General features: G+C 56.1%; 21 protein-coding genes. 7 read left to right on the top strand and 14 right to left on the bottom strand.

Annotated elements, in window-relative coordinates; translation table 11 throughout:
• Positions 1 to 2: 2 nt before the first annotated feature.
• The 3 genes from WBP50_RS07160 to tpx all read right to left on the bottom strand — a co-directional run bounded on the left by WBP50_RS07160 (position 3) and on the right by tpx (position 3,431).
• On the bottom strand, positions 3 to 659 hold the full coding sequence (locus WBP50_RS07160; protein ID WP_423932816.1) for a riboflavin synthase: 657 nt from the start codon (positions 657 to 659) through the stop codon (positions 3 to 5).
• A gap of 111 nt (positions 660 to 770) precedes the next feature.
• Positions 771 to 2,702 (bottom strand): alpha-amylase family glycosyl hydrolase, encoded by a 1,932-nt coding sequence (locus WBP50_RS07165; RefSeq protein WP_423932819.1) that lies wholly within the window; start codon positions 2,700 to 2,702, stop codon positions 771 to 773.
• Between the two features lie 228 nt (positions 2,703 to 2,930).
• On the bottom strand, positions 2,931 to 3,431 hold the full coding sequence (gene tpx, locus WBP50_RS07170) for a thiol peroxidase (protein ID WP_423932820.1): 501 nt from the start codon (positions 3,429 to 3,431) through the stop codon (positions 2,931 to 2,933).
• A gap of 315 nt (positions 3,432 to 3,746) precedes the next feature.
• On the opposite strand from tpx, the gene WBP50_RS07175 reads away from it, so the two are divergent.
• Positions 3,747 to 4,106 (top strand): hypothetical protein, encoded by a 360-nt coding sequence (locus tag WBP50_RS07175; RefSeq protein WP_423932823.1) that lies wholly within the window; start codon positions 3,747 to 3,749, stop codon positions 4,104 to 4,106.
• A gap of 7 nt (positions 4,107 to 4,113) precedes the next feature.
• Here WBP50_RS07175 and WBP50_RS07180 read toward each other — a convergent pair whose 3' ends face one another.
• The 5 genes from WBP50_RS07180 to WBP50_RS07200 form a co-directional block, all read right to left on the bottom strand.
• Complete coding sequence (locus WBP50_RS07180) at positions 4,114 to 4,920, bottom strand: L,D-transpeptidase (RefSeq protein WP_423932824.1); 807 nt, start codon at positions 4,918 to 4,920, stop codon at positions 4,114 to 4,116.
• Between the two features lie 346 nt (positions 4,921 to 5,266).
• Complete coding sequence (locus tag WBP50_RS07185) at positions 5,267 to 6,106, bottom strand: ABC transporter ATP-binding protein (protein ID WP_423932827.1); 840 nt, start codon at positions 6,104 to 6,106, stop codon at positions 5,267 to 5,269.
• Positions 6,097 to 6,513, bottom strand: a complete 417-nt coding sequence (locus WBP50_RS07190) for a DoxX family protein (RefSeq protein WP_423932829.1) — start codon at positions 6,511 to 6,513, stop codon at positions 6,097 to 6,099. The genes WBP50_RS07185 and WBP50_RS07190 overlap by 10 nt, the downstream gene beginning before the upstream one ends.
• 47 nt (positions 6,514 to 6,560) lie before the next feature.
• Complete coding sequence (ribD, locus tag WBP50_RS07195) at positions 6,561 to 7,643, bottom strand: bifunctional diaminohydroxyphosphoribosylaminopyrimidine deaminase/5-amino-6-(5-phosphoribosylamino)uracil reductase RibD (RefSeq protein ID WP_423932887.1); 1,083 nt, start codon at positions 7,641 to 7,643, stop codon at positions 6,561 to 6,563.
• 38 nt (positions 7,644 to 7,681) lie between these two features.
• Positions 7,682 to 8,206 (bottom strand): deoxycytidylate deaminase, encoded by a 525-nt coding sequence (locus tag WBP50_RS07200; protein WP_423932831.1) that lies wholly within the window; start codon positions 8,204 to 8,206, stop codon positions 7,682 to 7,684.
• A gap of 108 nt (positions 8,207 to 8,314) precedes the next feature.
• Here WBP50_RS07200 and WBP50_RS07205 point away from each other — a divergent pair, with 108 nt between their 5' ends.
• The 4 genes from WBP50_RS07205 (at position 8,315) to WBP50_RS07220 (ending at position 11,744) form a co-directional block, all read left to right on the top strand.
• Positions 8,315 to 9,937, top strand: coding sequence for an NFACT RNA binding domain-containing protein (locus WBP50_RS07205; RefSeq protein ID WP_423932833.1), 1,623 nt, complete (start codon positions 8,315 to 8,317; stop codon positions 9,935 to 9,937).
• A gap of 87 nt (positions 9,938 to 10,024) precedes the next feature.
• A complete protein-coding gene (locus tag WBP50_RS07210) occupies positions 10,025 to 10,390 on the top strand; it encodes an acyl-CoA thioesterase (RefSeq protein WP_423932836.1) in 366 nt (121 codons plus the stop codon).
• A 25-nt stretch (positions 10,391 to 10,415) separates the two neighbouring features.
• The gene (locus WBP50_RS07215) at positions 10,416 to 11,066 is read left to right on the top strand and encodes a class I SAM-dependent methyltransferase (protein ID WP_423932838.1); all 651 of its coding nucleotides are present in this window, start codon (positions 10,416 to 10,418) and stop codon (positions 11,064 to 11,066) included.
• Between the two features lie 15 nt (positions 11,067 to 11,081).
• Entirely contained in the window at positions 11,082 to 11,744 is a 663-nt protein-coding gene (locus tag WBP50_RS07220; protein ID WP_423932840.1) for an HAD family hydrolase, read from the top strand.
• Positions 11,745 to 11,771: 27 nt separating this feature from the next.
• On the opposite strand, the gene WBP50_RS07225 is transcribed toward WBP50_RS07220, so the two are convergent.
• Entirely contained in the window at positions 11,772 to 12,845 is a 1,074-nt protein-coding gene (locus WBP50_RS07225; protein WP_423932843.1) for a metallophosphoesterase, read from the bottom strand.
• 240 nt (positions 12,846 to 13,085) lie between these two features.
• On the opposite strand from WBP50_RS07225, the gene trmH reads away from it, so the two are divergent.
• A complete protein-coding gene (trmH, locus tag WBP50_RS07230; protein ID WP_423932845.1) occupies positions 13,086 to 13,745 on the top strand; it encodes a tRNA (guanosine(18)-2'-O)-methyltransferase TrmH in 660 nt (219 codons plus the stop codon).
• Here the strand turns inward: trmH and WBP50_RS07235 are convergent.
• Positions 13,697 to 14,065 carry a hypothetical protein gene (locus tag WBP50_RS07235; RefSeq protein WP_423932847.1) on the bottom strand — a complete coding sequence of 123 codons (369 nt, stop codon included), beginning with the start codon at positions 14,063 to 14,065 and terminating at the stop codon, positions 13,697 to 13,699. The genes trmH and WBP50_RS07235 overlap by 49 nt on opposite strands.
• Before the next feature lie 242 nt (positions 14,066 to 14,307).
• On the opposite strand from WBP50_RS07235, the gene WBP50_RS07240 reads away from it, so the two are divergent.
• Entirely contained in the window at positions 14,308 to 14,496 is a 189-nt protein-coding gene (locus WBP50_RS07240) for a 4Fe-4S binding protein (protein ID WP_423932849.1), read from the top strand.
• Positions 14,497 to 14,587: 91 nt separating this feature from the next.
• On the opposite strand, the gene trxB is transcribed toward WBP50_RS07240, so the two are convergent.
• From trxB to WBP50_RS07260, 4 genes are all read right to left on the bottom strand, one after another.
• Positions 14,588 to 15,523, bottom strand: a complete 936-nt coding sequence (gene trxB, locus WBP50_RS07245; RefSeq protein WP_423932852.1) for a thioredoxin-disulfide reductase — start codon at positions 15,521 to 15,523, stop codon at positions 14,588 to 14,590.
• 76 nt (positions 15,524 to 15,599) lie between these two features.
• On the bottom strand, positions 15,600 to 15,929 hold the full coding sequence (gene trxA, locus WBP50_RS07250; protein WP_012465772.1) for a thioredoxin: 330 nt from the start codon (positions 15,927 to 15,929) through the stop codon (positions 15,600 to 15,602).
• 131 nt (positions 15,930 to 16,060) lie between these two features.
• Positions 16,061 to 19,630: a DNA polymerase III subunit alpha gene (locus WBP50_RS07255; protein WP_423932853.1), complete on the bottom strand. Its 3,570-nt coding sequence runs from the start codon at positions 19,628 to 19,630 to the stop codon at positions 16,061 to 16,063.
• A 231-nt stretch (positions 19,631 to 19,861) separates the two neighbouring features.
• Complete coding sequence (locus tag WBP50_RS07260) at positions 19,862 to 22,228, bottom strand: glycoside hydrolase family 65 protein (protein WP_423932889.1); 2,367 nt, start codon at positions 22,226 to 22,228, stop codon at positions 19,862 to 19,864.
• Positions 22,229 to 22,339: the final 111 nt, after the last annotated feature.

Genomic DNA, 22,339 nt, shown 5'->3' on the forward strand with positions numbered 1-22,339 from the left:
CGTCAGAATCCGTTCTCGCGGAGCCACGCTTCATCGAGCCGCGACGCCCCGAAGGGCGAAGAGGCCGACAGCGAAAGCTGCCGTGCGACATACTTTCCCAGTATGTCGAATTCAAGGTTCACCCTGCTTCCGACCGCAAGAGCGCTGATGGTGGTGTGCCTGAAGGTAAAGGGAATCACGGCGACGGCGAACGAGGCATCCCCGAGCCTTGCCACCGTCAGACTGATGCCGTCGATGGCGACGGAACCGGCCGAAACCATGATGGAGCTGAACTCCTCCGGATAAGAGAACCATATCTCCCGGCTCGAACCGAGCTCCCGCAGCTCCTTCACCACCCCGACACAATCCACATGGCCAAGCACGAAATGGCCGCCGAGACGGTCCATCGGCCTGAGTGCGCGCTCGAGGTTCACCGAAGCCCCGCAACGGAGCGAACCCAACGTGGTTTTGGCGAGCGTCTCCTCGACCGTATCTACCTCGAACCAGCCATCCGCAACCGCAACCACGGTCTGGCAGACCCCGTTGACGCTGACGCTCTCGTCGACCGACAGAGACGCGAACGCCTCCATTCCGGCATACTGCACCCGCAGACGCAATCCGCCGTTACGCCTTTCGAGTGCGCCCACCTTCCCTATATCCTTCACGATTCCCGTAAACATTCGATTCCTGACTTGTTTTTCCGGTTACGGCTTATCCTCTTTACCCGTCAATATACGGCAAACCGGGCTTAATTGCCCCAAACGTCCGCTCCGAAGCCCGACGGCGACACCTTATCCGTACACCACAAACCCCGCCGGCGGCACCGTAATGCGAACTGCGGAACCCTGACGCGCCTCGACCGTAACGACATGGGGCTGGAAATCCTCTGCCGTTGAAAGCAGGCACTGCATGGTGCTGCCGGGCGGATGAATGGTACTGTCCACCACCGCGTAAACCGTAATCGCCCTGTCCGTATCGGTATTGATTGCGCAAAGGCACTCCGTGCGGGCGAAAATGCGCGACCAGGCGATAATCCAGTGCAATTGGCCGTCTACCGGCTGCGGATAGTAAAAATCGCCATCGAACCCGGTTGCCGAAACCTGCCGCAGGTACTGGCGGCCGCGCCTCAGGACCATATGCTCCCTGCGCAGCGCGGCAAGCCGGCTGAGAAAACGGTAAACCGGATGTGCTTCGTCGAAGAAATGCCTTCCGGCGCTCTGCCGGGAGCCGAACGGGCCGCCGAACATGCACTCGCGCAGAAAAACGTCGCTGTAGGAGTCGTCTCCGTTACGGTGGTCGGCGCCGTTGAAAGCCTGTTCGGTACCGTAATAGATACAGGGAATCCCCGCAGAAGCGAGGTTCAGGCCCAGCGCGGCCGGAAGCAGCATCTCGCTGCGGGTGCTGTCTCCGGCAAAACGGAACTTGTGCTGCACGCCAACCTGGTCGTGGTCGTCGAACATGGTAACCACATGACTGCCGAACCACTGGCGGGAGCTCTTGTTATCGAGAAGGCTGTTGCGAAACAGGTCGAAATACCCCTCCTGATCCTCGGTATCGGGGTTGCCGGGACTGCGCCATCCTTTCACCATGAACTCCAGCTTGTCGGGCATATCATTGATGCCGAGCGCCGCATCGAGCCCTGTGGTATCAAGAATGGCGGTCGCATGTGAACGGCCACCGGTAATCTCGCCGATAATGGTAAAATTCTCCTTGCCGAGCGAAACGGCGAATTCATGCACCGCAGAAACAAAAAAGCGCACCGCTCCAGGCTCCATATGTTTCACGGTATCGAGCCGGTAGCCGTCGATATCGGCAAAGGCAATCCAGAACTGATAGATTTCCGTCATGTTCCTGAGCGCCTGGGAGGGACGGAACTCGCGGATGCGGCGCTGCAGGTCCCAGGCTGCCGAAGGGTCTTTCAGGGCATCGCCCAGGTTGACATCCTTGAGTGTGCAGAAATCGCCATCGAGAAACTCGGGAAAGCTGTCCCAACGCCTGATCTCGCCACGCCGCGTCCAGGTGCTCTCCGGCTGCAGCTCCACCGGCCACACCGCGCCCTCGGCACTCTCCCCATCCACCATGGCGAAGGGCAGGCTGCCCGGATCGCCGCTGTGCCTGCGGTAGCCCTGCACCGGCCACTGGCGGCCCTCCTGATAGGTATACTGCATATTGCCCTCATAGGCAAAAACATCGCCGGCATGGTTGATGATGATATCGAGAATCACCCTGATGCCCGAATGGTGCGCAGCCCGGACAAAATCCTTCAACTCTTCACGTGTGCCGAAATGCGGATCGACATCGAGAAAATTCTGGATACCGTAACCGTGGTAATCGCTGCTGCCGGTCACCTGGCGGAACACCGGGCTGATCCACACCGCCGTAATACCCAGCCGTTTCAGATAGCCAAGCTTGTCCTTCATGCCGGCAATGGTTCCGCCGCACCAGTTTCTTCCCGCCTGAAACCACGCATCACGCTCCGCGGTGCCGGCATCTTCCAGCGGCGAAAAAAGAGGCGTCGACCGGTCCGGATCGGCCTGATCCACCGGAGTTCCGTCAAGCCCGGAAAAACCCCCGAACTCGCGTCCATCGGAAAAACGGTCGAGAAACAGGAAATAGAGCACTTCATCCTCCCAGGAGGCGGGGGATGGGTAAAACTCCTTTCCCTCAACAAGTTTTGGAAAATCAATCTCCCGGAGAGTGCGCTCAACTGGGTTTTTCGACATAATGCATCATGGGTATGGGGTTATCGGCCGACAGGGCCCGGCCGTAAAACAGCACTGCCTGAAGTATACGCATAAAACGCTTGATTTAAACAGAATAAACCATATCTCAACAAACAGAAAAAGCCTGCACGAGGCTGGCTTTTTCTGTTGTCATGGGACCGATGAGACGTATGGAGCCACGGCAGGCTCGGGAGCGCGAGTTTCAAGCGCCGTGCAGGCGCGCGAGTTTCAAACGAGCGCTTTCAGTGCCGCACCGTAATCCGGCTCCTCGACGATTTCCGGCACCAGTTCGCGATACACCACCCGATGCTCGTTATCGACAACAACCACCGCGCGGGCAAGCAGTCCTTTCAGTGGACCGGTAGCCATAGCCACGCCGAAATCCCTGCCGAACTCCGGTGAACGGAAAACCGAAAGCGGCACCACGTCGCTGAGCCCCTCCACTTCACAGAACCGCTTGTGGGCAAACGGAAGATCGGCTGAAATACAGAGCACCACGGTGTTGTCGAATGAAGCAGCCTCCTGGTTGAAACGTCTGACCGATGCAGCACAGACTGCGGTATCGAGACTTGGAAAAATATTCAGAACAAGACGCTTGCCCTCATAATCGGCCGGGCCTGATTCCGAAAGATCGGTCTTCACCAGACAGAAAAACGGCATTTCAATGCCGATTGCCGGAAGTTCGCCGGTGGTCTCCACCGGATTGCCTTTCAGGGTAACTGTTGCCATAGGTGCGAAGGATTTATGTTTGCTATTGATCGGGTTTCAAGAACGGATTTTCAGACAGCGTAACCCCAAAAACCGGAACCGGCTGCATTAAGTTTCAGCCGCGCTCATGTCCCCGGCACCCTTCGCTGAAAAAAGTGATCGTTTGCGGCCGGTTTACTCAAACGACAAGGAAGCCTCCCTGCTCCCGGCACCGGTTCCTGGCCAGACCCCCTGCATTTAACGGTCAGGGAAAAAAGCCGTACCTTTCCTGAAAAGGGTGGATGAACGGCTTTTCAAAACGGGTTATGATAATCCTGACAAACATCACGCAGCACCATGTACGAACATCGCCATAGCCGGCCGATTCCTGCCGGCCGTTTTATCCTGCGCATCGCCGGACATGCGGGACTGGCCTTTCTTCTGATAGGCATTTCGCTCCTGATCGGCATTGCCGGGTATATGCGCACCGAACAGATGACACTGCTTGACGCGTTTCTGAACGCAGCCATGCTGCTTGGAGGCATGGGACCGGTAAAAACCGAAGGATTGAGCGCGAACGGCAAACTTTTTGCCGGGCTGTATGCGCTCTATGCCGGGCTGGTGTTCATTGCGGTCATGAGCATCATGCTCGCACCGGTGGTACACCGGATCATGCACCGGCTGCACTGGGAGGACAGGGAAGACGATACGCCTTAGAGCCGGGTTACGCGCCGTTACGCACAACCGTGACGGGATCACGGAGTTTTACCCAGTTGAAGAGCCGTTCCGCATCGGTCATGAGCAGCCGCACACAACCGTGGGAAGCCGGATAGCCCGGCAGGGACTGCTGGTGCATGAAGTAGCCGCCGTAGAAGTTGATGGAAAAGGGCATGGACGCGTTATCGTACTTGATGGAACGCTTGTGGCGCTGCTTGTAGTTCACGAAAAACCTGCCGGGCGGCGTCGCATAGGTTTTTCTGCCGGTTGAAACAGGGCCCCAGAAAACAAGCTTCCCTTTTTCGTAGGCCCCGAAATACTGGCTGTTGAGATAGACCCTTATCTCCCTCTCTCCCCTGCTGTCGGTGAGCAGTTCGGGAATCGGAGCGTACTGGACGGCTTTTGCAAGGTCAACCGGCAAGAGCACGGTTTTTCCCACAGGAAAATGCCGTTTGTCGACCCTGTTCACCTTCATGAAAATAGTCTGGCAGACGGAATCCTCTCCACAAAGCCTGGCGAGCGATTCTCCTTTTTTCAGCTTCTGGGTCACAAAACCCTCGGGAATCTCCGCCTGTGCCTGGCCGGACGAGGAACCGCCCCTGAGGGAATCGGGAACGCCTGCATTGAGCTCATGCTTCTGCATGATGCGCGAGGAGTCCGCCAGAGGGACAGACCCTGGCAAAGATTTGAAGGGCGTTTTCTGGGTTTTTTCGGCAAAAACCGGAGATGAAAAAGAGACGAACAGCACAAAAAAACCGGTAAGGAGGGCGCTGCCGTAAAAAGGGGGACGATACAAGGCCGTATTGTTGTTCATGACTGTTTTTCAAACAAACACCGTTGAAAGCAGAAGCGTTTCCGGCGCCTGTCGAAAAAAAGAAACGGCATACCGGCAAACCCGAAAAAAAGAGAACCAGACACCTGCAGCATGTTTGTAAACAGTGGCGCGTAACCCTTACATCGTATCACCCGGCGGAGCCGAAAGAATCCGCCCTCGCATTTTAAATCATGACGCCTCCACCAATCCGGCATCTTTTCGGAACGGGAATAAAAAATTTAACGGCCATTTTATGATGGGGCATTTGAATGTAAAACATTATCAGGATATGGACAAAAAAAATCCCCGATAGAGAACTCGACACCCCCTGAAGCCTGTCTGCCGGTTACCGGTTTACATCAGGAGCATCCTGAAACGCCGGAAAAACCTGGCAGCTCCCGTTGCGGGAAACCGCCTGTAGCGGATAATCGAACAGCGCAGAAAGCATGGCGGAGGAAAGCATCTCCTCGCGGCTTCCTTCGGCCATTACCCTTCCCTCTCGGAGCATTACAATGCGGCGAATTTCCGGCGGAATCTCGTGTACGTGGTGAGTGACCAGCAGTACGGTTTTCCCGTTCCGCATCAGTTTGCGGAGCAGCTCGAGGTAGAGAAACGAAGATTTGATATCGAGCCCGGAGGTCGGTTCGTCGAACAGAAGGGTTCCCGGATCGTTGACCAATGCCCTGGCGAGCAGGAAGCGGCGCTGTTCGCCGGTCGAAAGGGAACCGAACGGACGGTTCCGCAGGGCGCCGATACCGAGCGTTTCCATAACCTCTTCGGCTTTGCGGTACTCCCGGTCGCTGAAAACCTGATTCCGCCAGGTATCGATGCTCGAATAAAACCCGGACAGCACCACGTTTAAGCCGGCGGCAGAGGCAAGGTATTCATGCTGCAGATCGTACGAAACGATGCCGAGACGGGAACGAAGTTCCCATACATTCCAGCGCTCCCTGCCGAAAATCCGCAAAGCACTTTCCGGCGAAAAACAGGGGTGCAGATGACCCGAAATAAGCTTCATAAGAGAGGACTTCCCCGCGCCGTTCGGCCCCAGGATAGCCGTGCTGCACCCTTCGTCGATCTGCAGCGAAAAAGCGTCGAATACCTTTGTGGTGCCGCGGAACGCGCTGATGTTGCGGATGTCGAGAAGTGTGCCCGCCGCTGTGCCTGTGAAGGTACTCAGTTCCACCGGCCGTTAGATCCTCCCAGAGAGTAGCGGCCCGCTCCGAGAAACACGATGGCCAGTGAACCGAACAGGTAGAGCGCCTGAAGTTCAAGCGCGTAGGCGCCGTGCTCGTTGATGGAGTAGAGGTCGCCCATATGCACCAGATACACCGCCATCACCATGACGAACGCTTCCACCAGAGCCGCGGCACGGGTATTGAAGCCGAGCACGATCATCACCGGGGCGACGATTTCGCCGACAAGGATACCGTGGGAGAGATACTCCGGAAGACCTGATTTCAGCAGCATTTTCTCCACGAAAGCGTAGCCATGCTGCAGTTTGCTGACGCCGTGGAACAACATCAGACCCCCTATGGAAAGCCGCAGGAGCAGCTTGCCGAAATCGGTGTTGTTGAATGTTCTGTCAAACATGCCTGACCCCCTTTTTGAGAATTTTCGTTTCATGACGCTCATTTTTTTTACTGCACATCATCTACAACATATGCCGTCAGAAGAAGATCACTGCCGAAACCGAGCGGCGCTTCGAAGCAGAGTTCCGAAGCACCTCCGGGAAGTGTTATCCCGAGAGGAGCGAAAGCGCTCAGGCCGTCACCGCCGAAGAGTTTCGGAGCGACGAAAACATAGAACTTGTCCACGAGCGCCGAGCGGACGAAAGAGGAGTGCAGACGACTCCCCCCCTCCACCAGAACGGACAGCACCCTTCGCTCGTGCAGCGCATCGAGCACGAGCCCGAGATCGAGACCGCATCCGGTGGCAGGCGCACCCAGAAGCGAAATGCCTCTTCCTGCTATCTGCCGGGCTTTTTCGGACTGCAGCAGCGATGGGACGGTAAACACCAGGGTTTCGGCTCCTCCATCGAAAAATTTCGCGTCGAGCGGAACGGCAAGCCTCGGATCGAGCAGCACTCGAAGCGGATTGCGGCCTGCGCAATGCCTTACGGTTAGCTCCGAATCGTCGGCCATTACCGTCGCAGCGCCCGTCAGCACGGCATCGTAGGCGCACCTGAGCCGGTGCACTTCGGTTCTCGCCTCCACACCGGTAATCCATTTTGATGCACCCGAAGCGGTGGCGATCTTGCCGTCGAGCGTCTGGGCGAGTTTCAGGGCCACAAAGGGTCGCCCCTTGCGGTGGCTGGTGATAAAAGCCTCGTTCAGCTTCTCTGACTCTGCCTCCAGCACCCCCTCGATCACCTCCACGCCGGCGGCAAGCAGCTTTTCGATCCCCTTTCCCGCAACCTTTACATGCGGATCGCGACAGCCTGTAACCACGCGGGGAATGCCGCACCGGATGATCATGTCGCTGCAGGGCGGAGTCTTGCCGAAATGGGAGCAGGGCTCGAGGTTGACATAAAGCGTCGCATCCCGAAGCACTCCGGCATCGGCAACCGATGCTACGGCATTGACTTCCGCATGAGGGCCACCGTACTCCATGTGGTATCCCTCCCCGACGATACGTCCGCCGTAAACGATCACCGAACCAACCATCGGATTGGGACTCACCGAACCCGACCCTTTCAGCGCGAGCTCCAGACATCGCTGCATATAGTGTTCATGCTCCTGACCCGGCACAGCTCCCCCTTTCACGTTTCCTCGACATGCACCTGCACCAGCCGGACTCCCGAAAGCCTGAGCAGTTCGTCGATATGTTCGATTTTATAGGGCTTGTCGTAGTAGATGGTCCTGATTCCCACGTTCACGAGCACCTTCAGGCAGTGGATGCAGGGACTGGCCGTGATGTAGATATCGGCGTCCTTGATCGACACCCCGTGCTTGGCGGCCTGTGCGATGGCGTTGATTTCGGCATGGATGGTATTGACGCAGTTTTCCTCGATTGTGCCGTCGGGATGGGTGCTGCGGTAGATTCTGCAGTTGGTCTCGTTGCAGTGCGGCAGTCCCGAAGGGGCGCCGTTGTAACCGGTGGAAAGAATGTTGTGGTCCCGGACGATCACCGCGCCGATATGGCCGCGCGTACAGGTGGCACGTCGCGAAATCAGATGCGCGACGCTCATGAAATATTCATGCCATCCGAGCCGCTTTTCCTGCCCTTCGTGGCCATCGCAACCCCCGGAGCCGCAGCATCCGGACGAACCCTGTTCTTCTGACATGGAGATACTTTTTAATACATTGATACCGGAACCATTCCGTCCGCCAGGGAAAACCCGACTGTGCAATTCCCTTTTAAAATAGGGAAAAAGAAACCGTTAAAACAACCGATGCACCGCAATTACTTCACCTTTTACCATGCCGCCATGGAACTCCATGAACGGCTTGCGGGCGGTTTTGTTTTCGAGATTCACTCCCCCCGTAAAGAAGAACTGTGCATCTGCTTCATTACCGCCAAGGGTGAGCATCTGCAGGTCATGGCAATATCGCGGATTCCGGAACTCTCCTTCTATACGAGGGAAGGCATGAGCCGTAAAAACCCCCAAAGCGCAAGCCTGCTCAAAAGCATCTGTGAGCGGGAGGTCGAGAGTGTGGAAATGTCGCCCTGCGACCGGGAAATCCTGGTGCGGCTTTCGGGCGAAGAGACTCTGGTACTGCGTCTCTTCGGCACAGAGGCAAATATCTTTCTCTCGAGCGGAGGAGTTGTCACCGACGCCTGCCGCAACAGGAATACCCTCGTCGGGCAGCCGTATCCGGAATCCGGCGACCATTCGAAAGAGAGCATCCTTGGTGAGCTCGAACAGCTGGCGCAAAGCCCGGAACGGTTTTTCGGGAGAATAGCAACGAGTGGGAGCGGCGCACCCGATCTTGCCGGATTCGACCGCTCCCTGCAGCGGAGCCTTCTGGAAAGGGCCGGAGGCACGAAAAACCCCGAAGCGCTTTTCGCGGCTTTTCAGGACATGTTCTACGAACTGCTCGACCCGCTGGTGCAGAGCGGCGAAAGCACTGAGGGAAAACCGCTGTTCAGCCTGCTGCATACCCGCCTTGCCGGTGCACAGATCCACAGTTCGGTGCTCGAAGGGCTCAACCGCTACAGCTCGGCCATGTGGAGCTGGCTGAACACCGTACAGGCGCAGCGGGAGCTGAGCGGAAAACTGCAGCAGCAGCTCCGGAGAGCGGAACGGGAGCTGCAGGAGTTCAGGCCGCTTGAACTTGAAAAAAGCGCCGCCGGATATGAAACCTGCGGCCATCTCCTGATGGGTGCGCTCTACATGGAACGCCGTGCGCCTGAAAGCATCAGGGTGAAGGACATCTTCAACCCCGGGGGCCCGGACGTGGAAATACGCCTGAAACCCGAACTTGGCCTCGGCGACAACGCGGCGGCCTATTTCAGAAAGGCCGCCAAAGCCCGGGGCGGGGCGGAATCCCTTCGGCGGCGCAGGGCGGAGCTTGAAAAACGCAAAGTCGAGCTTGAAGGACTTCTCGGTGAACTTGCCTCGCTCTCCTCACCGAAAGCCGTGAAGCGGTTTCTTGAAACGAACGCCGCTCCTCTCCGGAAAAACGGCATTGCGCCGCCGAAAGCCGCAGCCCCCTCTTCGCCCTTCAGAACCATCAGGCTTTCGGCGTCGGCAACGCTCTATATCGGCAAAAACGCCAGGAACAACGAACAGCTCACCTTCGCCTTCGCCAAACCGAACGACATCTGGCTCCATGCACGGGGCAGCGCGGGCTCGCACTGCGTGCTCAGGGGTGCGAGCATGCAGCACAGGGACGAGATACACCGGGCCGCCCGGATCGCCGCATGGCATTCGGCCGCCAAACACTCCGAACTGGTGCCGGTGATGTACACCCTGAAAAAACATGTACGGCGCGCAAAAAACCTTCCTCCCGGCCAGGTGAAGGTCGAACGAGAAGAGGTGATTCTCGTAAAACCTTCCAGAGAGATGGAATAAACCTCGCGCAGCTCCCGTGCGGGAGGAACGTTCAACGGCCCGAAACCCTTTTGAGTGACATCAGGAAAACCAAAACCCTTTACCCCTATGGAAAACTACAAGCTCGTGCTGCCGGAACATCTGAACCACTACGGGTTCCTTTTCGGCGGAAACCTGTTGAAATGGATCGATGAGGTAAGCTATATTGCCGTCACGCTCGACTACCCCGGATGCAACTTTGTAACCGTCGGCATGGACAAGGTTGAGTTCCGGAAAAGCATCCGCGGGGGCACGATACTCTGTTTCACAAGCGAGAAAAACCGGATCGGCGAGACCTCGATCGAATACACGGTAACCGTTTCCAAGGACAACATCGAAACCGGTGAACGGGTTATCGTCTTCAGCACGCACATCACCTTTGTCTGCCTTGACGAAGAGGGAAAGAAAAAGCCGATCCGCGACACTAAAGAGTAACCATCAAACGCATACACACGATTTTATGACAACCATCTGGAACAGCTCGCACCGGTTCGACCGGAAAGCTGCCGAGTGGGATGAAAATCCCCGGCGTACCGCGCTTGCCGAATGCGTGGCAAAAGCCATCATCGAAACCGCCGGACCCGTCGCAACGATGCGGGCCATGGAGTTCGGATGCGGAACAGGCCTGCTCACCCTTGCCCTCGCCCCCCATCTCGGCAGGTTCACGGCAATAGATACCTCAGAGGAAATGCTCGGCGTGCTGAACAAAAAAATCGAAACGCTCGGAATCCGGACGGTTGCAACCCGTTGTGCCGACCTTCTGCAGGCGGAGGAAAGGGAGCTCTGGACGGAAAAACCTGATTTCATCTGCAGCAGCATGACCCTGCACCACATTGCCGATACGCAGGCCCTGCTGGACAGGCTGAACGGACTGCTCCGGAAGGGCGGCACCATCGCCATAGCCGATCTCGACCTCGAGGACGGCTTTTTTCACGACGACGAAACCGAAGAGGTACATCCCGGTTTCGAGCGATCCCTGCTGCAGGCCATGCTCGAAAAGGCCGGCTTCGACCGCGTTTCATTCATCACCGCCTGCGAAATCAGCAAAACCAATCGCGCAGGAGAAGTGAAAACCTATCCTATTTTTCTGGCTACCGCCGTCAAACCCTAACCTTTACGTACAGACATGCCTTTTAACGCCGTTATTTTCGACCTTGACGGAACCCTGCTCGACACGCTTGAAGATATCGTCAACACGCTCAACGCCGTTCTCGAATCACATCGCTACCCTACCCACTCGCTCGATGAAGGACGCTTTCTTGTCGGCCACGGATTGCGGGAACTCGTCAGAAAGGCTCTGCCTGAAAATACCGCTACCGAAACGCTTATCGACACGCTGCTCGCGGATCTCATGGACCATTACAGCCGCAACTGGAACCGCAATTCCAAACCCTACGAGGGCATAGCCGACATGCTCGACGACCTCGACCGGCGAGGCATGAAAAAGGCCATCCTCTCGAACAAGGCCGACCGCTTTACGCAGCTCTGCGCCTCCGAACTGCTCGCCGAATGGTCGTTCGATGCTGTTATGGGCCATCACGATGCGATTCCCCACAAGCCCGACCCGGCAGGAGCGCTGCTGATAGCGGCAAAGCTGGGGCATAAACCGGAAGATATCCTCTATGTGGGAGACAGCGGCATCGATATGCTGACGGCTTCGCGCGCCGGCATGTACCCGCTCGGCGTGCTGTGGGGTTTCAGACCGGAGGACGAGCTGCTGGAATTCGGGGCGAAAACACTGGTAAAAACACCGGCGGAGATCACTGCGTTTCTGGAAGCCGCAAGGTAGCGCTTGCCGCAGTTCTCGGCTTTCCGCTCAGGCAAGCAGATGGAGACGGGTGAAAACGTAATCGAGATGATCCTCGTTCAGCACGATTCGGTAAAATCCGGTTCCTGAGAGTTCACGGGGCCTGTTGTCGCGGTCGCTGATGAATTTCCGGCTCTGTTTGCCATTGAACCAGTACACCAGCCGGATGATGTTTCCCTCGATTTCAAGCGCAGTGATACCCCGTTTTCCGATGGCGCAGCCCGAATTGAAGACACTGGGAATGGTGAGCGTATTGTAGAGTCCGCTGCGCAGACCGATCTTTTTGCCCTGCTTGTAGCAGGAATCGAGTTCCTCTTTCAACGCCGCAATTTTTTCTTCGATGACGATCCGCTCATCGCTTCCCGATGCAGGATAGGCCCTGCAAAGCTCTTCGATGCGGTAGTTCAGATAGTCCACCTTCGAAAGGGATTCGAAAAGCGGCCGATGGGTATGGCCGATCACCGAAACGATCTTGGCGTTGTTGGAAAAATCGTAAATGGACTTTTCGATGGCAAAGCGCCGGCGGCTGTTGTAGGCCATGGAAAAATTCCTTATGCCGACAGGTTTCGCGATGTAGCGGAGAAATAACACGACCGAACGGCTGACCAGCGGATAGGTCTCCCAGAGCAGGACCGATGCCTGATGGCCGTGAAAACAGAGGATGGTCTCATTTCCATAGTAAAACTTCAGCGATTCGAGCATATAGGGTGCCAGCCGGTACTCTTTCTCCTCGAGCAATTCCGCATCGTGGTTGCCGTAGGTTTTGAAAAAAAAACCGTTCTGGCGGAAACTGATGAACAGATCGTAAAAATCTCCCCACTGGGCGGTAATGCTGTCGAGGGAAAACTTGAACAGCTCCTCCACGTCGCCGTTCAGAATCAGACTGTACCCTTCGGGATGGTAGTAGTCCGCAAGCATGGTTCCTACAAGCGCGGCATTCCGGCGGAATTCATCCCTTCTTCCCCCGTTGCCCATGTGCAGATCGCTGAGAATCAGCACGCGGGAGTTCTCTTCGAGCGAAAGCGAACGGGCGCTGTTGAGCAGGCGCTCGAGATGTGGATGTTTTTTATGATGTAAAGGCATATTCTAATGGCACCACCCGTTTACTCCAACCTCCATGCCGCCGCCATCCGGTGACGGCAGAAAGCAACACTCCGATATAATTATTTTTTTCATTACGGCAAACACCCGGAACCTGCCGTTCTCCCTGCTCACAAAGCGGCATAATGGCAATCGGGAATAAAAAATGAGAAAAAAAGCGGGTAATTGATAGATTTATTGAAAATAACTCGACCCTGACATCAGCAATCCGCCTTGACGCCCTTGCCTTCACCCGAACGGTTCAGAAAAATCCGTCAGATGCTCTGCAGAAGACAGACCAGTCTGACCGTTGTCATGGACAACGTCAACAAATCCCACAACCTTGCCGCCCTCCTCAGAAGCTGCGATGCTGCAGGCATTCGTGAAATGCACGCGGTATCCTACAGGAAGCACATCTTCACGCGCCACAACGCCGCAGCAGGTTCGAGCAAGTGGGTAAACCTCAACCTCTACCAGGAGATCGAGAGCGTTTACGCCCTTCTGCGCCGGGAAGGCATGCAGATTCTGGCAGCGGCATCGTCAGAGAACAGCGTGGATTTCAGGGAGATCGATTACACCATACCGACCGCGCTGGTTCTGGGAGCGGAATGGGACGGTATTTCGGAAAAAGCGGTGCAGGGAGCCGACCGGTGCATTGCCGTACCGATGTTCGGCATGGTGGAATCGCTGAACGTATCGGTCGCAGGCGCCGTCATTATTTTCGAAGCCCAGCGCCAGCGGCTGCTCAAGGGCATGTACGACCATCCGGAAATACCCGAAGAGCCCCTGCAGCGTTTCCTGTTCGAGTACACCTATCCCCGCCTCGCCGAACACCTCCGCGAAAAGGGGCTCGACTACCCCCCTCTCGACGACGACGGTTTCATCGTTTCCCCCGATACGTGACAATTCCAGCTGCCCGGACTCTTCTGCTCCCGAAGATGGCTGTGCAAGGCGTTGAGCATCTGATCGATTTCCGAAAGCAGGTGACGGTGTTCAAAGGCCAGGGTCACCAGAAAAAGCGGAAAGGAGATGTGCTCCCGCCTGAGCTTGCGCAGCACGTTGCCCATCGCTCTCGTCATCACGGGGAAAAAGTGCCGCACGGCGACGCTCTCCGGCACAACCCGACACTCCGGGAAAGATGCACTCCGATAGTGGCAGGAAAAGAGGAAATCCTCCCTGTCGGTCCACTCGATCTCGATTCTGAAAGGCTTTAACTCATCCATAAGCATTCACATGTTCCCTGAAAAATGGCCGGAACCCACTCTGCTTATGTTACGCAATGCCATCCCAGCAACCCAGCGCGACTCTGTTACGGTTTGGAAAATCCTTTTCAGCAGCATCAGAAAGGAGGCGGAAAGTTCGGGCAGCCTCCCTGTGGGCTTCGATATTGACGAACAGCGCATTCCGCGCTATCTTGTCCTCTGTGAACCGTTCCCTTTTCATCCACGTAAAACTCCATGCAATCATGGCACTCCAGATTACAGAATCATGCACCTTCTGCGGAGCGTGCGAACCCGAATGCCCGGTCAACGCAATTTCGGCCGGTGACGACACCTATGTTATCGATGCGACGACGTGCACCGAGTGCATCGGACACAGCGACGCTCCGGCATGCGTGGGGGTATGCCCGACGGAATGCATCGTCGAGGCATGAACTGCCCGCATACACCGCAAACACAAGCGGGGCCGGTTTGAAGCCGGCCCCGCATTCCTGTGCCTGTCGAAAAAACATCACGACAGGTCGCTTACCGGATGGACTCCAGAAAACGTTCGGCATCGATGGCCGCCATGCAGCCCGAACCAACCGCGGTTACCGCCTGGCGGTAGGTGTAGTCCTGCACATCACCGCAGGCGAACACGCCGGGCACGCTGGTTTCGGAGGATGATTTCTTCGTTTCGATGTAGCCGTAGTCGTCAATGGCAAGCTGTCCCGTAAAAAGTCCGGCATTGGGCGAATGGCCGATGGCCACGAACACGCCGTCGCAGGCATGATCGGCAAGCTCGCCGGTACGGACATCCTTCAGCCGGATACCGGTAACCTTCCGGCCGTCACCGAGTATCTCATCGACGACGACATTCAGGATTGTCTTGATTTTCGGGTTTTTTCCGGCGCGCAGGCTCATGATTTTCGACGCCCTGAACTCCTCCCTGCGGTGCACGAGCGTAACCTGTGAAGCGAATTTGGTGAGATAGAGCGCCTCTTCCATCGCGGTATCGCCGCCACCTACAACAAACACCCGGCACTCCTTGAAAAAAAAGCCATCACAGGTCGCACAGGCCGATACGCCCTTGCCCCGGTAGCGGTCTTCGGATTCAATGCCGAGCCATTTCGCGTTGGCGCCGGTTGCGATAACAAGGGAGCGGGCCACAATCTCCCTGCCGTCATCGAGCGTAAGGGAAAAGGGGCTTCTGGAAAGATCCGCCTCGACAACGCTGCCGTAAACAAATTCCGCGTTGAAGCGTTCCGCCTGGCTGCGCATTCTCGACATGAGCTCAGGGCCGTTGATCCCTTCGGGAAAACCGGGGAAATTCTCGATCTCGGTAGTGATCATAAGCTGACCGCCAGGCTGCATGCCCTCGATCACAAGAGGTTTCAGGTTGGCTCTTCCGGTATAGATTGCCGCAGTATACCCGGCAGGACCCGTTCCGATGATAACGACATCACGAATCACCTTTTCCATAGTTCCGCCTGTCAAATGGAGTTGAGAAAAAAAATCCCGGCAGGAAAACTGCCGGGATCAATCGAAGGCTGAAGGATCAGCCGATATGCTCGTCGATTTTTTTGGCGATCATGTTTTTCGGCATGGCGCCAACCATCTGATCGACAACCTGACCGTTCTTGAAAACCAGCATGGTGGGAATGCTGCGGATACCGTACTGCGCGGCAGTATTGGGGTTTTCATCGACATTGACCTTTGCGATCACGGCTTTGCCTTCGTAATCGCCGGCAAGCTCCTCGATAACCGGGCCGAGCATCATGCAGGGCCCGCACCAGGCAGCCCAGAAATCGACAAGGGCAACCTTGTCCGATTCGAGAATTTCGGTTTTGAAGTTCTGGTCGGTAGCTGCAAGATATTTTCCGCTCATTGTTATTCCAGTTTAAAATTGTGTTGGTCCAAACTCTATAGCGATACAAGCAACAAGTTATAAAAGTAACAAAAAAAAACAAGGTGGGCAGGCAAAACCGGAGGACAATCCGGGCCAGTCCGCATGCACTGCTAACCCGAAATCCTCACGTTGTCGGGACCGAGAATCTCCTCGAGTTTTTCAATCGTCGAGTCCGCGGCATCAACGGGCGTGCCGCGAGCGAACACTCTGAGGGTTTCGATATTCTCCCCTGACTGCGCCTTGACCTCGAAATCGACCGGGGTCGGACCCCTGTGTGCTTCAAAAAGTTTTTTCAGCTGGACGAGTTTTTCGATCTGGGCCGAATCGTCGGCGTCAACTTTCAGAATGATTTTACGGATGAGGCTGCTCCGCACCTTTTTGATTGGCACCACCTCGCGTACCAGCAGCTTCAGCATGCCGCCGCTCACCTCGGCTTCGGCAACCAGCATGAGCACTTCCTCGGGTTTTATGAGGTGACCAAACTGTTCATAGACACTGGCAAAAACGGTAAAGTCCGATTTGCCGGTAAAATCCTCCAGCGCACCGAACAGCATGGCCTTGCCTTTTCGGTCCTGATGCGGCTTGACCGACACGACAACGCCGAGTACCTTGTACTGCCGCAAAGGGGTGACCTCCTTGGCATTGAGCGGCAGGGTCGCAAACGCTTCCCAGTCCCTCCTGTAAGGTGAGAGCGGATGACGACTGAGATAAAAACCAACCAGTTTTTTCTCCTGCAGCAGTTTTTCCGATTCCGGTATGGGATCTCCCGGATCGAGATCGGGGTAGTGAATATCATCGGTGCCCTCTCCGCCCTCGGAGGTAAAAAAGCCGCACTGTCCGAGCGTTACCGAGCGGTTCTGCATCTGGCCGAACCTGATGGCCTTGTCGACATTTGCCAGAAGCTTTCCCCTGTTCGGATCGAGTTCGTCAAGCGCTCCTGCAAGAATCAGGCATTCGAGAGCCTTGCGGTTCATCACCCGGAGATCGACCGAGGCGGTAAAATCGAAAAGATTCACAAAGTCCCGCTTTTTTCTCATGCGGGAGGTTACGATCGCCCGGGCCGCGCCGCCCACCTGCTTGATGGCGCTCAGGCCAACGCGGATAAACGGCTTGCCCTTGACGTCCTCGATGGCGAAAAGGGTATCGCTCTTGTTCAGAGAAGGAGGCAGCGTCATGATGCCGAAGCTTTTGGCCTCGTCGGTCAGGTGCTTCATCCGGTCGGTATCACCGATTTCGCTGTTGAGAATCGCCGTCATGAACTCGGCGGTATAGTGCGCCTTGAGATATCCGGTCCAGTAGGCAAGCACCCCGTACGCCGCCGAATGGCTTTTGTTGAAGCCGTAGCCTGCAAACTCGGCCATCAGCTCGAAAACCCTTGTGGCCAGGGTATCGTGAACCCCCTGGGCAACCGCGCCGGTGACGAAATCCGCCTTGAACTGCTCCATGATTTCCGGCATTTTCTTGCCCATCGCCTTGCGCAGGTTATCGGCCTTGGCCATCGAGAATCCCCCCATCACCTGGGATATCTGCATGACCTGCTCCTGATAGACGATAACCCCGTAAGTCTCCTTGAGAATCTCCTCGAGCATGGGATGCATGTAATCGATAGCCTCCCGGCCGTGCTTCCGGTCGACGAACAGGTCAACGGCATTGCGGTGCTCGTCGATCCGCGCGTTCAGCGCTCCTGGTCGGTAGAGCGCGCTCATGGCGATAATGTCGCCGATCTGGGTGGGCTGCAACCTGGTCATGTAGTTCTGCATGCCCGACGACTCGAACTGGAATATGCCGGCCATTTTACCCTCCTGAAAGATCCGGAAGGTTTTCCTGTCGTTCATGGGAACTCTCTCGAGATCGATCTCGACCTGATGCCGTTTCCTGATGAGGTGAAGGGTTTCATCGATCACGGCCAGCGTTTCAAGACCGAGATAGTCGATTTTAAGCAGACCTGCGGTTTCGATCCAGTTCTTGTCGAACTGGGTGACCACCTGCTTTTCCTCGGCTCCCTCGACCCCCTTGCCTCCGGTGAGGGCGGTTTCGTCGAGATCGATTTCATCGGCATAGCGCCGCACCTCGGTCTCTATCTTGTTTGATACATAGAGCGGCACCTGGGCTTCCAGCGGCCCGTCGGTGATGACAACGGCGCCGGCATGCATCGAAACGTTCCGTGCCCTGCCCTCAAGCGCCCGGGCATATTCGAGCAGCGTGCGGTTCTCGGGTGTGCTTTCGACAAACTGTTTCAGCTCCTTCACGTCGCCGATGGCTTTTTCAAGCGTAATACCCGGCTTTCCGGGCACAAGCTTTGCAAGCCTGTCGACAACCGGCAGCGGCACTTCAAGCACACGGCCCGCATCGCGGATGGCGGCTTTGGCTCCAAGCGTACCGATGGCAACCACTTTGGCCACACTCTCCTGACCATATTTCTCAACGGTATATTCAAGAACCTTCTGCTTGCCGACCGGCGTAAAATCGATATCGATATCGGGCATGGAGAGGCGCTCGGGATTGAGAAAGCGCTCGAAAAGCAGCTTGTACCTCAGGGGATCGATCCTGGTTATTCCGGTAAGATAGGCCACGATGCTGCCGGCGGCAGATCCCCTGCCGGGACCCACCGAATAGCCCATCCTTCTGGAAGCGGCAATAAGGTCGCTCACGATGAGAAAATAGGAGCTGAAACCCATCTTCTCGATCACGCCAAGCTCAAGCTCGATACGTTCGCGAACATCCTCCTGGGTGATGCCTTCGGCTTCCGATCCGGCATACTTTTCTGCCGCCCCCTGCCAGGTAAGGTGGCGAAGATATTTCGCCTCGTCTTCGAACCCCTCGGGAAGCGTGTAGGGAGGAAGAATGGGGTCCTTCTTTTTGAATGCGTAGGTGCATTTTTCGGCGATCGTCACCGTATTGGCCAGCGCCCTCTGGTTCTCGGGAAAAAGCCGGGCCATCTCCGCCGCGGTTTTCAGATAGTGCTCGCTGCCCGCGAGGGCCTGCAGGTTCTGGCTCGAAAGTTTTTCCTTGGTGCGGTTGGCTATCATTGCCCGGTAGCAGCCGGAATCCTTGCGCTCGAGATAGTGGACATTGTTGGTGGCCACCAGCTCCACCGAGAATTTTTCGGCCAGCTCTATGGTGGCCAGGTTGAGTCTGTCGTCGAACGGCGTGGCATGACGCTGCAGTTCGAGATAGAAGTTCTCCCCGAAAATTTCCCTGTAGTAGCGGGTAACCGTTTCGGCCTCATGTGCGGAACCGGCAAGCAGCGCCCTGCCAATTCTTCCGGAACTGTATGCTGACAGGCAGATCAGCCCCTCGCTGTACTCCTCCAGCAGGCGCGATTCGAGATGCGGCATGCCGTTGATGAAACCATCCCTGGACGCTCTCGAGAGCAGGATACAGAGGTTCCTGTAACCGATTTCACTCTCGACGAGCAGCAAAAGCGAAGGTGAAACGCTGTTTTTGGCGTGCGAATGGGCTCCCGATTCGAGCAGATAGACTTCGGAACCGATGATCAGCTTCACTCCGGCCTTTCTGGCGTCGCTGAACAGTTCCGGCATATTGAAAATCGAACAGTAATCGGTAACGGCAACACTCTCCATACCGAGCCTGCGGCAGGCGGAAAAAAGCTCGCCGGGAAATACCGGACTGCTCTGCATCGAGTAGTGGGTATGAACGTGAAGATGCACAAATTCCATATAACGACCCTTCGGGGAGAGAGTTCATTCAAAAGGGATCAACCAGCAGACCTCTGCCCGAAATAGTACAATTTTTTCAGCTCTTTCACCACCCGATAACCCGGTTTCCCGGCTTTTTCCCGAACGGACGGCTCCCCCGCAGGAATCCCGTCGCCTCACCCGATACGGCAAACTTCCGGCAACACTCGTCCCTGGTCTGAAAAGGGTGAATCGCGGATGAAGAAAAATCCGTCACGAAGAACAGTAGTGCAGCACCTCTTTCCTGTTTGTTCTGATTTTATGCGTTTTACGATAGATGCTCACCGGAATTTCGCTGTCGTAGGGGGCCTCTATCCATATGTCGATCCTGTCGTGAGAGATCGAAAGATCGATGTTCCGGTCCTGCCACCGGACGGAAAAGGAGAGGCGCTTCCATTTTCCCGGAAGCCAGGGCGTCAGCACCAGCCGGTCCGATTTGATCGACAGCCCTCCGAACCCGTAGACGACGGTCTGCCAGGCTCCCCCGACCGCAGCCGCATGAATGCCCATAGCGGTATTTCCATGCAGGTTTTCAAGATCGAAAAGGGCGGTTTTCATGAAATAGTGGTAGGCTCTGGAGCGTTTTCCGACCGAGAGGCCCATCATGGCGTGCGTACAGTGGCTCAACGAAGACTTGTGTGCGGTACGCTTTTCGTAGTAGTCGAAATTCGCCTGCTTTTCCTCCTGGCTGAACGCGTGGGGAAACAGGTGCATCAGCAGCAGCACGTCGGCCTGCTTGATGAGCGTCGTCGATCCGATATTCCTGTAGGTGACCCCCTTGGGCAGCTTGGGGTGCCCTTTGCGGTCGAACCCTTCGATAACGTGGTCGCGAAGCCTGAAATAGCCGTCGAACTGCTCGACAAGCCTGGTGTCCGGATCGATGGAAAATTTCAGGCACCTGCTCACCGAAAGCCACTGCCGGACCTCTTCTCCGGTGAGATCCAGCTTGCGGCAGAGCGTATCGAGCCGCTCTCCATGTCTCTTGCTCATATAGGTGAACAGCATGCCGGCAAGCCGGAGATGCCATTTCACCATGTAGTTCGTATAGGCGTTGTTGTCGACGTGTTCATGGAATTCATCGGGCCCTATAACCCTGCGTATCTCGTAGATGCCCTCGCTGAAAACCACCCTGCTGGCCCAGAATCTTGCCGTCTGAAAAACCATTTCAAGCCCGCACTCGAAAAGAAACTCTTCGTCGCCGGTCACCCGGAAATATTTTTCGACGCCGTAAATGACATCCGAAACGATATGATCCTCCTCCATGCCGGTATAGATGAGCCGGATGGTGCGTTCAAGTTTCGAAGCGAATCTCGGCGTCACGTCCTCGCCGGTGGAGGCGGACTCCCACGCATATTTCGCTCCCCGGTAACCGTTCCGCTCGGCGTTTTTCATCGCACCCGGCAGCGTTGCATACCGGTAGTGCAGCATGTTGCGCGCTATCTCGGGAAAATTGTAGACAAAAAAAGGAAGAATGAAAATCTCGGTATCCCAGAACACATGGCCGAGGTACCCCTCCGAACTGAGAAATTTCGCGCCGATGCTGCCGGAAACCGGAGGACCGTTGATGAGCAGCTGGTAGATGTTGTAGCGCAGTGCCTTCTGGGCATGAGGGTCTCCCTCTATCCGTATGTCGGCCTGCTTCCACTTCCCTCCCCATGCCTGGAGATGATCGACGAGATGGGCTGCCGCTCCGGTACGGATATACGACTTCAGCTCGCATATCGAGCGGCTGAACATGTTCTCTTCGGGAGTTTTCCGGTCGCTGGTGCGGACCACGGCAAGTTTTTCGAACGTATAGGACTGGCCTTTCTCGACTTCGAGGGTCATCTCGCTGGTGAACTTTTCGCCGTAAATCCTCGGTTCGGGATACGCCCTTGCGGACCCGGGAAGTACAAGCTTCCACGATGCAGCTTCGGCTATGCGTATGCCCTGCTGCCGTGTCCTCATTTCGAGATACATGAAGTTCCTGCCCCGCTCGATCTTTTCAAGCTGCAGATGCTTGATACGCTCTTCGGGGAAAAACCCCCGGTTGCACACCTCTCCGTTAAGGCCGCTGAACACCCTCAGGGGAGCTGAAAAATTTCTCGGGGTTATCCTGAACAGCATGTAGCCCAGATGAACCTGATGCATGAAAACCAGCCGAAGACTTTCGATGGTGAGAACTCTGCCGGCGGAGTTCCGCATGGTGGTCGAACGGTGCAGGATCCCTTTTTTCATATCGAGCACCTGTTCGTGAAAAAGCAGGCTGCAGGTGGACAGGCTGAACTTCTCCCCTTCGCTCCAGACGGAAACATCCGTCCACATGGGGCACTTCACCAGCTCTTCGACATCGGCTTCCGACCGGTCGTAAACGCCACCGAGATACATCCCGCCTGCATGACCGTCGGGAAGCTCTTCAAGGCTTCCCCTGATGTTGAGATAGCCGTTGCCTATGGTAAAGACAGATTCGGCGATCTGGATGCTTTTTGCGTTTCTTCGGAACCCTTTGCGGCGCAGAAGCCAGACCTCTTCGGACAGTTCAAGCAGAGAGGCATGCGGCAGCCCTGTGCCGGCAAGCCCGTTCGATTCACTTCTGTACATCATGACCTCCGGGGGATTGAAAAAGAAAACCGCTCTTTTTGCCTGTTTTTACTTTAACGCGGAAAGCTTTCAAATAGTTTGAGTTGCAAAGCACTCTCGAAAAAGGAGACC

This window comes from Chlorobium sp. (assembly GCF_049593655.1).
GTDB lineage: Bacteria > Bacteroidota > Chlorobiia > Chlorobiales > Chlorobiaceae > Chlorobium.